This window comes from Emticicia sp. GW821-FHT11C11, from assembly GCF_058808615.1.
The window spans coordinates 1,155,516-1,170,949 of the sequence record NZ_JBXARV010000001.1; the positions used below are offsets into that span (position 1 = coordinate 1,155,516).

Annotated in this window: 13 protein-coding genes; all 13 read right to left on the reverse strand. The window is 33.6% G+C overall.

Features of this window, described 5'->3' with window-relative positions; all coding sequences use genetic code 11:
- Window positions 1-143: 143 nt before the first annotated feature.
- The 13 genes from AC1RRY_RS04865 to AC1RRY_RS04925 all read right to left on the reverse strand — a co-directional run bounded on the left by AC1RRY_RS04865 (window position 144) and on the right by AC1RRY_RS04925 (window position 15,420).
- The gene (locus AC1RRY_RS04865; protein WP_492817738.1) at window positions 144-1,133 is read right to left on the reverse strand and encodes a glycosyltransferase family 2 protein; all 990 of its coding nucleotides are present in this window, start codon (window positions 1,131-1,133) and stop codon (window positions 144-146) included.
- Between the two features lie 423 nt (window positions 1,134-1,556).
- A complete protein-coding gene (locus AC1RRY_RS04870) occupies window positions 1,557-2,564 on the reverse strand; it encodes a glycosyltransferase family 2 protein (RefSeq protein WP_492817737.1) in 1,008 nt (335 codons plus the stop codon).
- Between the two features lie 184 nt (window positions 2,565-2,748).
- Window positions 2,749-3,693 carry an FkbM family methyltransferase gene (locus AC1RRY_RS04875; protein ID WP_492817736.1) on the reverse strand — a complete coding sequence of 315 codons (945 nt, stop codon included), beginning with the start codon at window positions 3,691-3,693 and terminating at the stop codon, window positions 2,749-2,751.
- Window positions 3,694-3,950: 257 nt separating this feature from the next.
- Window positions 3,951-4,958: a hypothetical protein gene (locus AC1RRY_RS04880; protein WP_492817735.1), complete on the reverse strand. Its 1,008-nt coding sequence runs from the start codon at window positions 4,956-4,958 to the stop codon at window positions 3,951-3,953.
- An 84-nt stretch (window positions 4,959-5,042) separates the two neighbouring features.
- A complete protein-coding gene (locus AC1RRY_RS04885; RefSeq protein ID WP_492817734.1) occupies window positions 5,043-5,915 on the reverse strand; it encodes an FkbM family methyltransferase in 873 nt (290 codons plus the stop codon).
- A gap of 60 nt (window positions 5,916-5,975) precedes the next feature.
- Window positions 5,976-7,109 carry a DegT/DnrJ/EryC1/StrS family aminotransferase gene (locus AC1RRY_RS04890; RefSeq protein WP_492817733.1) on the reverse strand — a complete coding sequence of 378 codons (1,134 nt, stop codon included), beginning with the start codon at window positions 7,107-7,109 and terminating at the stop codon, window positions 5,976-5,978.
- 57 nt (window positions 7,110-7,166) lie between these two features.
- The gene (locus AC1RRY_RS04895) at window positions 7,167-8,129 is read right to left on the reverse strand and encodes a hypothetical protein (RefSeq protein ID WP_492817732.1); all 963 of its coding nucleotides are present in this window, start codon (window positions 8,127-8,129) and stop codon (window positions 7,167-7,169) included.
- Window positions 8,130-8,510: 381 nt separating this feature from the next.
- The gene (locus AC1RRY_RS04900; protein ID WP_492817731.1) at window positions 8,511-9,848 is read right to left on the reverse strand and encodes an MBOAT family O-acyltransferase; all 1,338 of its coding nucleotides are present in this window, start codon (window positions 9,846-9,848) and stop codon (window positions 8,511-8,513) included.
- A gap of 159 nt (window positions 9,849-10,007) precedes the next feature.
- The gene (locus tag AC1RRY_RS04905) at window positions 10,008-11,645 is read right to left on the reverse strand and encodes a hypothetical protein (protein WP_492817730.1); all 1,638 of its coding nucleotides are present in this window, start codon (window positions 11,643-11,645) and stop codon (window positions 10,008-10,010) included.
- Window positions 11,646-11,710: 65 nt separating this feature from the next.
- The gene (locus AC1RRY_RS04910; protein WP_492817729.1) at window positions 11,711-12,178 is read right to left on the reverse strand and encodes an acyltransferase; all 468 of its coding nucleotides are present in this window, start codon (window positions 12,176-12,178) and stop codon (window positions 11,711-11,713) included.
- 2 nt (window positions 12,179-12,180) lie between these two features.
- Window positions 12,181-13,056, reverse strand: coding sequence for a sugar 3,4-ketoisomerase (locus AC1RRY_RS04915; RefSeq protein WP_492817728.1), 876 nt, complete (start codon window positions 13,054-13,056; stop codon window positions 12,181-12,183).
- A complete protein-coding gene (locus AC1RRY_RS04920) occupies window positions 13,037-14,041 on the reverse strand; it encodes a glycosyltransferase family 2 protein (protein WP_492817727.1) in 1,005 nt (334 codons plus the stop codon). Before AC1RRY_RS04920 ends, AC1RRY_RS04915 begins: the two co-directional genes overlap by 20 nt.
- Entirely contained in the window at window positions 14,038-15,420 is a 1,383-nt protein-coding gene (locus tag AC1RRY_RS04925) for a DUF6056 family protein (protein WP_492817726.1), read from the reverse strand. The genes AC1RRY_RS04920 and AC1RRY_RS04925 overlap by 4 nt, the downstream gene beginning before the upstream one ends.
- Between the last annotated feature and the right edge of the window lie 14 nt (window positions 15,421-15,434).

Genomic DNA, 15,434 nt, shown 5'->3' on the forward strand with positions numbered 1-15,434 from the left:
CCTATTAATAGGTGCCCCAAATATCAAAAGTCAGATACTAATTATGGTTTTAGTGTATTGTCTTTAAGAAATCATTTTTTCTTTGAATACACTGCAAAAACAGAAAAAATAAAGAAGAGCGATCTTCCGGAAATGTGCTTCTATTATACAAATCTTTGTCTTAGTTTTCGCACGATGATGAATCCCCAAAAGAATAATTTATTATGTGCTAATCTGACTTTATATGATTTGGAACCCCCATCAGTTAGCAACTTAGCATACTTCTTTACAGCACCGAAATCTCTTTTTTTATAGGCCAGGTTGAGCAGTTGTCCATTTATAAAATTCTGATATTTATCTTTATTATAGACCAAATCATCGGGGAATAGATCACAAATGTACTTATTGGCTACACGTCTTCTTTCCATCTGACTGGTTAATTTCTCATAACTCAAAAGATTACTTAGCGACTCATGTCCGCGGTGATAAGTTACTGTAACAACCGGCAAGCAATAAAATTTTGTATACTTTGCTAATATAATATAAGTGTTCCAATCCTGAAAACCAAACTGATACTTTATATAATCGTCCAGATTAACATATTGGTCAATAACAGATTTCCTATAGACAACTGTGGCAATGCAACATTCAAACTTGCCATTGAAGATGATTTTTTGAAGAGAAGAATCCTGATAGGTGAATTCACTCATTTTTACTTCTGATAATCTGTTGGTGCCGGTATTAAGTATCAGATAGTCTGTATGACAAACTCCATATTCAGGATTTGCCTCCATGAAATCTATCTGCATTTGTAGTTTATCAGGATTATGCCATATATCATCATCATCGCAATTGGCTATGTATTTTCCTCTACTATTTTTTACACAGGTAGCCCAGTTGGCACCTAAACCAATGTTTTCTTCCTGAAGTAATAAGATTATATTCTGAGGATATTTATTTTGATATTCAATCAGGATTTCTTTATTATTTTCAGTGCTATAGTCATCGCCGACAATCAACTCAAAGTCAAAGTCACAGCGCTGACTCATGATAGCATCAATTGTTTTACCTATGGTGTCAGGTCGATTAAAATAAGGTACAATTACCGAAACCAGAGGGTCTTTAACAACAGTGTTTTTTTGTAAGCAGATCATGTTTTTTACTAAAAAGATTAATTAAAATTGTGGATAATGGACGCAAATTTTGATAAAATGGTTGATTGTTTACCTCGCTTCTTGAAGACGGGAATAAGTTCAAGAATGATTTTTGAAATATGTATTGTAACAATCACAACCTAAGTAATTGCTTTTAGATGTGAATTCATCTACGTTGTTTTCACATCTTCTTTTTTTGCAATACTCTGATAGGAATGGAGGCAAGAGTGGGTGTTAAAAGTGGTCGGATTATATAAGGTTTATTCTTCTGTGAGTTTTATAAATATATTGAGGGCAATTTTATTTCAACAAATTAAACATTATGTAAAGTTAGTGCTGCTTTCTTAAAAAATCAATCACTAAGATTATCCTCTACATTATTGATGATTCTGCTACCTACATTTTTAATTAATAATTTCAAATTCATCGTACTATTAAAGAATTAATCTCTTGTTTTATTTTTTTTAAGAAGATAATTCCCCAAAAAGACAATCGATACTGTACCAGTTTAACTTTGAATAAATTTGAGCTACTAGGAGTTACTAGTTTAGCATACTTACTTGCGGCACTAAAGTCTCCCCTTTTAATGGCAAGATTAAGAAGTTTTCTATTGATGAAATTCTCGTATTGGGCTTTATTGTAAACAAAATCGTCAGGAAATAAATCACAAATGTATTTATACATCAGATGTCTTTTCTCCATTTGTTGCATAAGCGATGCATAACTTAAAAGATTACTTAAAGATTCTTTTCCCCATCTATAGGTAGCTGTTGAAACAGGTAAACAATAAAATTGTGTATACTTGGCTAATATCATCCAGGTGTTCCAATCCTGAAAAACGAATTGATATTTAATGTAATCGTCAAGGTTAACATATTGACTAATAGCAGATTTTCTGTATAACATTGTGGCATTACAACCATTAAAACCGCTTTTAAAAATAGCCTTTTGAAGTGATGATTCTTTATAGGTAGCACTACTGACATTTACTTTAGATATTTTATTGGTATCAGTATTAAGAATCTGGTAATCAGTATGACACACACCGTATTCGGGGTGTTCTTCCATAAAACTCACTTGTAATTGTAATTTTTCAGGATTATGCCAATAATCATCATTATCACAATTGGCTATATATTTTCCTCTACAGTTTTTTACACAAGTTGCCCAGTTGGCACCTAAACCAATATTTTCTTCCTGAAACAATAAGATTATATTTTTAGGGTACTTATTTTGGTAATGAATAAGAACATCTCTTAACTTTTGTTCAGTACTGCAGTCATCTCCGATAATCAACTCAAAATCAAAATCACAATTCTGCGTTACAATAGATTCAATTGTTTGCCCAATGGTATCATGCCGATTATAAGAAGGTATAATTATAGAAACTAGAGGGTCAATAACCAGAGAATCTTTTTTGGTACAGATCATTGTTTAGTGCCAGGTGGTGTATATTATAAGAGTAATTAAAATAATTGATTAACAATGCGGTTACTTCAACTTAAAACTTGACACATTCAATATTTCAAGTATATAGTTTCCTTTTGTGTAAACAAAATTAAAAATTCGTATGATAATCTCAATCCATTCGAACAAATAATTAAGAATAGTGCGTTCAAAGGCTAGATTTCTTTGCTCTCATTAACCCCTTTCTGAAATACGGAGGTTTCAATTTCCTATAGGCAAAAAGCATATAACCTTCAGTAAATGAACAAGAAAAACCTTTATTTTGTAGTAGATTTTCAAATCTGCGCGCATCTTTTTGTTTGTGATACGTACAAATAAATAAATTCAGATTTGGATTTTTCAGAACAATTGCTGATTGCCTTAGTATTTTTTCTTCAGCTCCTTCTACATCAATTTTTATACAATTTATGACTCTATCACCAAATATTGTGTCTAATGTTACGTTGTTGTCATTATCAATAGCAGATACATATTTATTAATAATTGTTACTTTTTCTTTCCAGGGTTCATAGGTAGCCTCTAAAGCATTTATCCAGTCTTTATCGGCTTCAAAAATGTAGAGGTGGCTTATCTGATCAATGTAATCCAGAGCAAAGTTTCCTTCTGCAGCACCTATATCAACAACAACATCACGCTGATTTATTTCGAACGAATCACTACTAAGATACCTATGGGGAGAATCAACGTCTTGTTCAATTGAAATGCAGTAGTATTTTATTCTCACATCGGTCTCAGTACAAACCTTATTGTAGTAAAGTTTCCTGCCATTATGCATTACATAAAACAGACCTTTGGCCTCATCTTTATATACTTCGATTTGATTGCGGTTATAATTGAATATGAAATCATAGGGGAAAATAAAAGAGTATGAAAAACTGCTAACCGATTTCTCATTTATAAAAGCCATTTCTTGCTTATACTCTTCATAAAGTTTAGGATTCAATCGAAAATACAAGTTCATTTTACGTTTTAAAACACTCAATCCTTCATTTGGATGGTAGTTGAATCCTAGATATATAATTCTATAGACAAATGTTCGGATATATCCGCGGGACTTTTCAAGCAGATCTTTCAATAGGTTTGTAATTTTCATTTTTTGAAGCAGTAGTATTCCGTTGTATTGCAGTGCTAGAAAGTAAACTTTAGGATGCAATATCCAAATGGAAAAAATATCGCTTCTAGAATTTTGCAAAGAACTATTTAGTCACTTATCAACAATGTTCCACTAAAGTGCTTGTGAAGGAAATAATAATTAGCTTGAATTTACAGCCTAACTGAAAAACCAGCTAATCGTTTTTTCGATGTCATACACTCATTATTAACGTAAAAATAAAAATATTGTTCAACTAATTAAAAATGTATTGTTTTTAATGATTTATCAATAATCCTGACAATTGGATTTTTCGTATGTCCTTTCGTCTTTCGCAGATAATAATGCACAATTTTGGTGATCAGTGAACGGGGATCTTTAATGCCATATTTTAAGAGAAAAGGTTTTTCCCACACATCAAGTCTTTTGTATCTGTTAATTCCTTTGGTACGTATGAACTCCAATACATAGGTATCAAAATAAGGTTGTTCATTGATGTCAATCTCTGAAAATAAATCAAACCCGTGTTCATCATAAAGCCATGAATCTGGAATAGAGTGTAATTGTCTGTCAGTATTTGGCCTGTTGTACATACGGCTTAGCGTAGCGATAGGCCTGTCATTTTTATCAAAATCAACAAATTGATAGAATCGTTGCTTTGCTTTGTTCCAGTTTAAATTATAATCACCAAAATGTAATAATTTAAAGTCGTTTACATAAAATGTACGGTTGGTATCGTCTTCGGGATAAGGGATGCAATGGGTGTGCATATCAAGCCCTTCGCTATTGTATGGAGTTATATCATCGTCATGAAACATGCGTGCCATAAAAAAGGGCTTGCCGTTTGATTCATAGGAAAACCAGAAGTGTTTTTTATCAGAAACAACATTGGCCCACAGAAAAAAGAAAACATCGCCACGTTTTGATTGCATAATTGTTTTCCAGTCGGCGGTTTCAATATAATTGGCCGTTAATACTTCATCAATGGCCAGATAGAATAATATTTTATCTCCTTCTATTTCCCTGGCTCTATTAATAAGCATTTCAGATCTGGCTGATTCGCTATAGTTCAGATCTTCGTTATCAAGCAGAATAGCTTTAGGGAATTCTTTCACTATTTCTCTTGTGCCGTCAGTAGAAAGTTGGTCTGCAATAATTATGTAATCTGCCCACAAACTGTTTGCCATTAAAAAAGCTCTAGTTACCCATCCATAATTTCTGGTGGCGCTTAAGCATATCAATAATGGTCTTTTATTATTAGTTTCCATGAATTGGTGTAAGTAAACACTATATGAGTTGCTTCTGATACATTAAATTAGTTTCAGATAATATTCAAAAGAAAGTCCGTGCTATTATTTTAATAGAGTTTTCTTAACCGCCTCAAGTTTTAAAATAGGACAAAACAGATAATCGTTAAGATGGTAACTATCGGGTGTCCATTGTTTAATGCTGATACTGTCTATTTGTTGATATGAAATTAAACTATTTTCGCCTTGGTTCAATTGTATAATCACGTAATCGAGTTCTTTTAAAATCATGCATAATTGAGTAGCTCTGTTTTGAGTGAATTCAAGTACGGCGTCACTATAACTATCTAGTACTTCACAAAGAATAATAGGTTTAAACGTTCTAATAGTCTGTTGCATTCCAATTAAAACCTCTAGTTCAGCGCCTTCAACATCAATTTTAATGAATGAAATCTCTTTCTGAAATTGAAAGTCGTCGAAAGGTCGACAATCAACTATAGATTTGTTGGTGAAATTATGTGGCCTTAAGTTCTCAATAATTGATGCAGACTGGTCTGTTTCTGAATTGAAATTTAACTCTATTTGTTGTGGCTTGTCCGACAACGCAAAGCGCTCTAGATGTGAATTTGAGAACTTGTTTAATTCAATGAGTTTTGTTACATAATCATAACAAACATTACTGGGCTCAAAGCCAATGTAATTAATCTGACTATTAATTGTTTTTACTTTAATTAAGGTTTGCCCGATGTTTACACCGACATCCACAAAAGTACCCTCTAGCTTATTGCAAACTCTGGTATATATATAATTGAGGCAATCGTGTTTCAGAAATAGATTCGGATAACCTATTGTTTTTTCTACCGGTATAATAACCTCATGATTATTATATTTAATAGTAAAATGCTGTTTTAAGTACTTTAAAAGCCCTAGTTTTTTCAACACTTTTAAGAAAACGATGGTTGTTTTACTATTAGTCATAGGTATAAAAATTGAATTGTTCAGGGCTGATAAGACCAAAATCGTTGTATAAATATATTGCTAGCTCATCGAATTAATATTTTTAACAATTACTTCCTGTTCTGCAAAAGTAAGCGTAGGCCCGATTGGCAAGCTCAATACCTCATGATGTATTTGCTCTGTAATCGGTAAAGAGATGTCTGCATACTCCTGATAACAGTCTTGCTTATGTGGCGGTACCGGATAATGTATTAAGGTTTGAATGCCGTGTTCTGATAAATATTTCTGTAATTGATTACGTTGCGGGTGACGAATTACAAAAAGATGCCATACATGAGCTTTATTGAAAACCGGCAGAATAATATCAGGGTGCTTGATATACTCACAATAGTATTGAGCAATTGCACTACGGTATTCGTTTTCAGCATCAATATATTTCAACTTAACATTCAGAAAGGCGGCTTGTATTTCGTCGAGCCTGCTGTTGTAGCCCCTAAGCTCGTTCAGATACTTCTGCTTGCTACCATAATTAGCAAGGGTGCGAATAATCTCTGCCTGCGAATCATCATTGGTTGTAACGGCACCTGCATCTCCCAGTGCCCCTAAGTTTTTGCCCGGATAGAAAGAAAATGCCGCGCTATGTCCCAAGGCTCCGGTTTTTATTGAAGTGCCTGAAGATGGTGTATGTATAGCGCCTATTGCCTGAGCATTATCTTCAATAATTTTAAGATTGTGTTTTCTGGCAAGTATTTCAAGTTCTGTGCTCCAACATACCTGTCCATACAGATGCACAATCATTATAGCTTTTGTTTTCTCGGTTATTTGTTGTTCAACTAAAGAAATATCAAGATTGTAAGTGCCTATTTCAGGCTCAATAAAAACAGGCTTAAGGTTGTTGTCTGTGATGGCTAATACAGAGGCAATGAAAGTGTTGGCCGGCACTATAACTTCATCTCCTTCTTTCATAATCCCCATCAGCACATAAGACTTCAGAATCAGTCTTAACGCATCAAGTCCATTGGCTACACCAATTGCATGCTTTACTCCAATATAACTTGCTAAATTTTCTTCAAATTTTGCCACTTCGTTCCCTAATAAATACCAGCCATTATCGATTACTCTTGAAGCGGCCGCTTTCAATTCTTCAGCATATTGTGCATTAATGCTTTTGAGGTCCAGGAATTTGATGGTGTTTATGTTTGTATTGTTAGCCATGAAAGGTGATAAATTGGGTTAAACTCAACGAGTCAGGTTCGGGAAGTTTTAATTAAATCAGAATTTTAACTTGTATAAATCTAAATTTGACCTTTTTAAGGTATCTATAAGTTTTTTCGTGAATATCTCTGATCCTCGTTTATTCAAATGTTCGGCATTATAAAAATACATCTTTTGTGTACATATTTTATCATTAGAGTAGTCAAAGAAAGGAATATCGTATTTTTGACTGAATTTTCTATAAAGCTCAAGAATTTCTTTTCTATTACTGACAAATCTCTGACCATCAATATATTCAGGAGATAATACGAAAATCACCTTAATGTTTTTTTGTTTGCATTCGCTCAAATATCTATCGAATAAGTGTATTGTAGCTGAATCCAGTTCTACAGTATATTCGCCTAAGTGTTTTTTTGCTTTATCAAAATCCTCAGTCCATTCAGTATCTTGTGCCTGATATCCGTTAACTCTGGAATACGGAGTAATAGACTTATTCCGGGCATTCCATATGGCGTTATGTTCACCTGAATATCTTATCAAAGGAATTAAAAAATCTACGAGGTTGAAACCATTGTAATTTAATATCCCATTCATGAAATCTTTATTGTACATCATATAGGGCAAAAATTGCTGATAATTATATAAATCTCGAAGTTTTATAAGTGTTGACACATCTAATGAATGAATGATTACTTTAGGTGTTTTATTATTTTTTATAATCATACAGTGCCTGAAATATTGTAGCCCAAATGGGTGTCCATCAATCCCCATATTATAGCAAGAACTATTAAAGCTTTTCGCAATTAAAGCAGGATCAATGTGTATCCAAGCTCTGGAGCTACCATAAATCAGTATTTTATGTTTATTTTTACTATTTATTATATCGTTCCAAACAGATATCTCCCCAACTGCGAATGACGGAGAGTTCTTTAAATAGTCCGATATTATTTTGTCAAAAACAAACGCAAATAAAATTGCAGGTAGAAAGAAAAAGAATAATTGCTTGATAAACCTCTTCATATATTGAGTGTAATAATCACATTGACTTTGATGCAATCAGTTTTTTCTTCTAAAATTTTTAAAAGGTGGTTGGTGAATTTTTCTGCTACCAGTCGGTTTAAGTGCTGGTAGTCGTGATAAGCGCTATCGTTTAACTTAGAAATATTATTAGTATAAAAATCAACAAAAAAGATGTTTTATATTTTTTTACCTCTGACTCTACCTTTTTAGAATATTCAATCTCTGCTAAGTCGATATGAGTATTTCGGATACCACTTTTTCAATAAGGGGCTACAGGAGGATAGTATATAATAAAAATAGAGTTCATGGCACCAATGTCTGATAGCGTTTTTTGGAATAGTTACCATCTGACTCCATTATTATTGAAATTCTTGTACCAATTTAGAACTGAAAATAAATGAACTGTTGTTCTTTACCACTATACCAGAATATAGAAAAAATGATTATATAATACATTATAAACCTGAAAGACCTTTTCCATCTTAACCCTATGTTTTGTAACGCAAATGCCTGCTCTCTGCCAAACCATTCTATCATTATAAAAAGAGCCACTAAAGCTAGAAGGCTTTTTACTTTTAGTGTAGGGACTGCCCAAAAGTACGTTGAAAAAATCTTTGAAATTATTAGTATAGCTTGCTCTACAGTTTCTGCTCTGAAAAATATCCAGGATAAAGTTATTAAACAAAAGGTTAAAGTCATTTGAATTACTTCTTTAAAAGTAGGCGTAAATTTCCCTTGCGCAACAATATCAAGATTGTTCCGGTTTGTTTTAAATATTATTGATGGAATGATATACAATGCGTTTAACACCCCCCAAATAATAAAAGTCCAATTAGCCCCATGCCAGAATCCGCTTACAACAAATATGATGAATGTGTTTCTGATCTTCTGCCAGTTTCTTCCTTTACTTCCTCCAAGCGGAATGTATAAATAATCTCTGAACCAGGTTGACAGAGAGATGTGCCAGCGCCTCCAGAATTCAGCAATATCTCTGGAAAAATACGGGTATGAGAAGTTTTTTAATAAATCAATTCCAAAAAGCTTGGCTGTACCAATAGCAATATCTGAATAACCGGAAAAATCACCATAAATTTGGAACGCAAAGAAAACTATACCTAAAAGAAGGTCGCTACCCGAATAAACTTCAGGATTAACGAAGATTCTATTAACAACTTCAGCACATTGGTCAGCAATTACTACCTTTTTGAATAATCCCCATAAAATTTGCCTCAAACCATCAACTGCTTTGGCATAATCAAAAACTCTTTTCGTTTTTATTTGTGGCAGAAGGTGCGTAGCACGTTCGATAGGGCCGGCCACTAATAAGGGAAAGAAACTAACAAATACAGCATAATCGATGAAAGATTTCTCGGCCTTTATCCTGCTTTTATAGATGTCTATTACATACGATAACCCATGAAAAGTATAAAAAGATATACCTACCGGTAGAATCACACTTAGTGTCCAGGGGTCCGCTTTCATTCCGAAACCTGAAAGTAAATCTGTGAAAGATTGAGCAAAAAAGTTATAGTACTTAAAAAAACCTAAAAAGCCCAGATTAATGCAAACACTCAGCCAAAACCAGATTTTTTTATGATTCTGATTAGTGGCATTTGACATTTTAATGCCGGTGTAGTAATCAAGCAAAGTTGAGAAAATAAGCAAAAATAAGAATCTCCAGTCCCAGCAGGCATAGAAAAAATAACTTGAAACTAACAAAAGAGTATTTTGTAGTTTTAAGCTTTTGTTGGATATAAGCCAATAAAATATAAATACGACAGGTAAAAATACAGCGAAATTAGTTGAATTAAACAGCATAATTTTAATGTTGAACTAAAATTTTAAGGTGTTCATTTTAATGATCTGGAATTTTGATGATTATTTCTGTTTATAAATTTTAAAATGTTTTGTTACTTCAACAAGACTCCATTTTTGTTGTATGTAATACGCCACAGAGGAGCTAAATTTCTCGTTCTCATTAGGGATCAGATTTTCGGGTAATCCTTTTTCCATAAAGACAACTATTTTTTTCTTTTCAAGCGTATCAATAATCTCCTGGTTTTTATAATTAGCTTCTACATTTATAATCCAATCAAGTTGAACTCTAGGTTTAGTGTTTGTTAAGTAGCTTGCTAGTGGCATGCCAGGTAGAGTTTTAAAATTATCGCCATATTTTTTGATTAACTGCGAAAACTCTGTGTATTTCTCATAAGTTTCGTTGCTTACATGAATAAGATTAAACTTCGGAAAAATATGGTCAACTTTATAGGTCAACATTGACCTTTTAGGGCTTAGATAAGGTATCTGGTAGGCAACAAAATAAGTAAACGCTCCTAATATAAGTGTGAAAAATGCTAAACGATTAATGTTTTTTATTTGGAAGTATTCATTTGAAAATAAAAAAAAAGAAAATATTAACGGGGTCGAACAGAGTACTGGAGCCGGATAACCCCAACTTATACTTGCGCACCATGAAAGCGACAAAAGAAAAGCCAGCGCACTTATTTTTTTTGTTTTTATAAGACTTAAGAGTACTAATAGAATTGCAATAATAAAAAATATCCGAGATTGAAAATATTTGAAGTAACTGCTATAATTATCAATTGTATAAAACCTGAATATGAATTTCAATAATGGGGGAATAAATATTGCGGATAGAATAAAATAGGGGGTTAAGCTTATTACTTTGTTGAAAGGTATTCTTTTTAAAAAAGTACTGTTAAGAGAATTATTTGAATGAATAAATTTAACTGTAAAATAAAAAACAATTGGTGGTAGAACAAATATCGGATTTAAAAGAATATAACTTGTAAAGCCGGCAAATATTAAGTCTTCAAGATTAGTACTACCTGAGGTTAATTCAACGAAAGAGTGCAATATGTCAAAATAATTCAGTAGCACAATGCAAATTAAGCTGAAGCAAATGATACTAAAAATAGCTATAAGAACGTGTCTCCATTTTTTTTGAAATATGATTAAATATAGTACTCCTAAGAAAGGCATCGGGTAAAAAGATTGTTTACAGCCCGCACTTAAAAAGAAGAAAAATATGGCAACAGGTATAATGTAATCTGATCGATACGCCAATAATAAATAGATACCGATTGAGGCAAAGAAAATTCCGTCTATTGTTTGCCAGGGTGAGGGGGGAAAATTATGAGCCGAAAAAACAAAGCCTATGGTTGCTAATAGATAAACATCGAGGTTTATTTTCTTCAGGTCAAAAAAAGTATTTATTGATAAGGCACCCAATAGAGAGTATGATGCAATTAAAACGTAAGTGAGACAACGCTCAAATATTATCTGATAGTTATCAGGTATAAAAAACAGCGTAAGTGTATGAAAGATTGGTGATATGGGAGGTTTAACCAGAATAAAGTCGCGGTACGGGATTTCTCCATTAAATATTCTCCAGGAAAATGCTAGTATATAACCATCATCAGCGTCATTATATCCGTATGGTGCATATAGTATGCAATAACCGATTGTAAAAGCCAATAATAATAGTTTATACATATATATTCAGGATACTTTTAAAATAATCCAGTTTAGTTAACCGAATTTTAAAGACAGATTATTTATTAGTCACAAAATACATCATCAACTTTTCGTACAAACCGAGCCGGATTACCTACCCACAATTCATTGGCTGGTACACTTTTAGTAACCACACTGCCTGCACCGATCAAGGCGTTTTCTCCGATGGTTACACCTCCTAAAATAACGGCACCGGCGCCAATAGAGGCATTTCTTTTAATTAGTATTCGCTGAAGCGTAAAAGGTTGCTTGGCTCTTGGGTATTTATCGTTAGTAAAAGTAACATTCGGGCCAAGTTGCACATTATCTTCGATAGTAATTCCATCCCAAAGAAAAATCCCTGATTTCACTGTAACGTTATCCCCTATAACGACATCGTTTTCTATCAGGCAATGGCTACAAATATTACAGTTCTTACCTATCTGTGCCTTGGGTAAAATAACCACAAATTGCCATATCCTTGTATCTTCTCCGATCTTTGTAGTCTGCACATCTGCCGATGCATGTATCATGATTATATGTCTTTTATTTGCTTGAATTCTTCATAGTTACGTACATAGTAATGCTCATTGTACTTATGAGACGCTAAAACCAAACAACATGAACCTGAAGAGAAATTAACCAACTCACGCCAGATACCGGGAACAATATAAAGCCCCTGATATGGCCTATTAAGCGTAACTGTCTTTGTATTTTCTCCGTCGTCCAGAACCACATCAAAGCTGCCACTCACGGCTATTAACAATTGGTATAATTCAATATGGGCGTGTCCGCCTCGTTCTTCTCCACCAGGTATATCATAGAGGTAATAAACACGAGCAATATCAAAGGGTATTTGTGAAGATTCTTCAATAACAGTTATGTTGCCCTTTTCCCTGTGATTTTTCTCTAAATGTATAATTGAGCACTCATCAATTGTTGATTTTTGATAATGATTACCTACCTCATTTTGTGTCACCCTGATGTTTACCTGTGGCTGGAACTTCAAAGGATTTAACGCAAGGAACTCCTGAAAATCTCTGATATAGTCATTTTCATTAAAATGAGTAGAAGCCAATACTAAGGCTACTGAGTTGGTCGAGAAGTTTTCCATTGACCGCCACACGCCATTAGGAATATATAAACCAAAATATGACCGGTTCAGACCAATTCTTTTTGTTTTGCCTTTGTTTTTCAGAATAACATCAAAACTACCTGACAAAGCTACAATGAATTCCGATTGTTCACGAAACGCATGTCCTCCTCTCACTTCTCCACTGGGCACATCGTAAATCCAATAAGCTCTTTTTATATAGAAAGGCACATGGTTTTCGCCTTCAATAAAGGAAAGATTGCCTCTATAATCAGTGATTTTAGGAAGAGATATGATCTCAGGTATATTTTTTTTCATAGTACCATAGCTTTATTCTTTTGCCCAAACAAAAAAGATAGAAACCAAATAAAGTCTTAGAAAACAATACGGCTTGTCTTTCTTTTGGAGTTACGTTTATCAAGTTTGCCAGATGTTTTTTTGCGTTTCCCCAGTCAAAAGAATAAGCTGCTTTTAAAAAATGCTTATGAACCAGATAATCATTTGCCCATTGTTCACTAAAATCGACTTCTCCGGGAAAAAGCTCATTTAAATAACGTTTTATGGCAACCAGCCCCTTATGATACGATATATAATTAGGTCTGTTAAAAGACGTGAATGTCATGGATGTATTATGTACCCTGTATACACAGGTAAGGTCGGGTAAGTGACCAAATTTTGTGTGTTTGGCTAAAATTGCCTGCATCGGTACATCCTCACAACTGAACTCCCGGATAACGAACTGATCAAAATCAATGTATTGAAGAAGTTCTTTCCTGAACATCAATGAAAGCGGCATAGCATAAACGCCGCCTATGTGTGTCAAATGGAAAACATCACCGTTCTCAACCGGATTCAAAGGAGCTATGCCTTCAATAAGTTTATTCGATTTCACCAGCAATCTGTATCCATTGGTACTAACCACTCCATACTCCGCATGGTTGTTTAAGAATTCACGCTGCTTAATTAATTTCTTCGGATCAATCCAATAATCGTCGCCTGCGCATAAAGAAATATACTCGCCCCTGCAGAGCTTAAGAGTATCAATAAAGTTTTTTACTAGTCCCTGGTTGCTATCCTGTAATAATAATTTAATGGTTTCCGGATACTTCTTCTGATAATTAATACATATCTGCCGTGTTGAATCTGTGCCGGCATCTTCACCTATAATCAGTTCTATCGAAAAATCCCTTTCCTGCATTAAAATACTTTCTATCGTCTGGGAAATCGTACTTTCCTGATTATATGTGATTATAAAAACCGAAATATGTGGATCAGAAATAAATTCTGGAGCTACTACAATCATTTTTCGTGTTCTAAATAAATTGATTTCTTACTAAAGTATTCGGCATATAGGGTATTCGTCCAATGAGTTGGATCAGTTGATATATCGTCTGCAAATATACTCTTTGGTTTTGATACAATTGGCTTTAATGAAACGGTGTCTAATGGGCTATTATGAAGATATTCGTATCTATTGTTCATTTCAGCGTCAAACTTCCTGGCTGTTCCCAGATACAAATCTTCATAAGCTGTTCTTAAAACACTTTGTTTCTGCGCAAAGTATGAAGCCAGAAAAAATGCTATGAAGAAGAACGAGTAGTTTTTTATATCTGAATGAACAACCAGCTGTTTAGAATCTTTTAAATAGTTGGCAAGGTTTATGAAATTGAAGACAACCGTGAACAGAAAAAAATAATAGACAAAGTCAATTATTCGGAATGAATAACTTGTTCGGGCAATTAAAGAAGGAACCGTCAGATAAATAAGAAATAGTATAGAATATAATAATAGTTTTATCGGGCTAATGGCCTTGAATTTTGGAGAATAAAAATAATAAACAGGCAGAAGCACCAAATTAAAGGCAATTACATTTGAAAAGAAAAATTGTTTTCGGTAGTAAAGAAGGTTGTAAATAATTATTCTGAATAACGACTGGTACTGTTTAGTGGCAATATAATTAAGCCTCTCATAATTGCCTCTGGAAAAAATAGTGATCAGTAACCCAAGACCAATGCACACAAAAACCGATACATATTCTTTTCTGAATTGGGTTCGTTTTTTTACTAATGCCCATCCCGCATATAAAAAGGCCAAGAACATAAATAACAGATTCAATTCATTTTGCGTTGTCATGGCAAAGGCTAAAAAGCAAATGAACATTAGGGCTATAAATTTTAGAGCCGGCCGCTTAATGTTTTTATATTTCAATATAAGGATAATAAAAAGGTTGAGCATGACAATCCCCAATATCCAGACGGCTACACCCGGATACCAATAAAAGGCCTCAGACAAGCCAGGCATATAGCCAACAAACAAAAACGAAAAAATGGTAAATAGTATTAATTGGTCAGCAAACTGTATTTGAAAGTATTTTTTATTGACGGAATCGATTAAGAAATAAACTGACGAAAAGAAAATAATTATAAAAATGCCCAGCTGAAGACGATAGTAAAAAAGGGAGTCGGCATGACAAAAAAGGAGTGTAAAGAAATTTCCTGACACACGACTGTCCATCGTCTTTGTTATTCCCACTAGTACTTCGAAAAGATTACTTTTTTGTAGCGCCATTTGAAACCCGAAGTCGTCCGTTGCTGGATGCGCATAAACGGTTAGGAATATTAGTGGCACTATAACAAATGCTAACAAAACAAGGCTTAAAGAAATCTTTATTTTATTAATCATTTCTATGGATGGTT

Bases quoted from the DNA above. Each gene is read 5' to 3' on its own strand.
- AC1RRY_RS04870 (WP_492817737.1), bottom strand. From the start codon at position 2,564: ATGATCTGTACCAAAAAAGATTCTCTGGTTATTGACCCTCTAGTTTCT.
- AC1RRY_RS04880 (WP_492817735.1), bottom strand. From the start codon at position 4,958: ATGGAAACTAATAATAAAAGACCATTATTGATATGCTTAAGCGCCACC.
- AC1RRY_RS04920 (WP_492817727.1), bottom strand. From the start codon at position 14,041: ATGATTGTAGTAGCTCCAGAATTTATTTCTGATCCACATATTTCGGTT.
- AC1RRY_RS04905 (WP_492817730.1), bottom strand. From the start codon at position 11,645: ATGTATAAACTATTATTATTGGCTTTTACAATCGGTTATTGCATACTA.
- AC1RRY_RS04925 (WP_492817726.1), bottom strand. From the start codon at position 15,420: ATGATTAATAAAATAAAGATTTCTTTAAGCCTTGTTTTGTTAGCATTT.
- AC1RRY_RS04915 (WP_492817728.1), bottom strand. From the start codon at position 13,056: ATGAAAAAAAATATACCTGAGATCATATCTCTTCCTAAAATCACTGAT.
- AC1RRY_RS04885 (WP_492817734.1), bottom strand. From the start codon at position 5,915: ATGACTAATAGTAAAACAACCATCGTTTTCTTAAAAGTGTTGAAAAAA.
- AC1RRY_RS04895 (WP_492817732.1), bottom strand. From the start codon at position 8,129: ATGAAGAGGTTTATCAAGCAATTATTCTTTTTCTTTCTACCTGCAATT.
- AC1RRY_RS04875 (WP_492817736.1), bottom strand. From the start codon at position 3,693: ATGAAAATTACAAACCTATTGAAAGATCTGCTTGAAAAGTCCCGCGGA.
- AC1RRY_RS04890 (WP_492817733.1), bottom strand. From the start codon at position 7,109: ATGGCTAACAATACAAACATAAACACCATCAAATTCCTGGACCTCAAA.
- AC1RRY_RS04865 (WP_492817738.1), bottom strand. From the start codon at position 1,133: ATGATCTGCTTACAAAAAAACACTGTTGTTAAAGACCCTCTGGTTTCG.
- AC1RRY_RS04910 (WP_492817729.1), bottom strand. From the start codon at position 12,178: ATGATACATGCATCGGCAGATGTGCAGACTACAAAGATCGGAGAAGAT.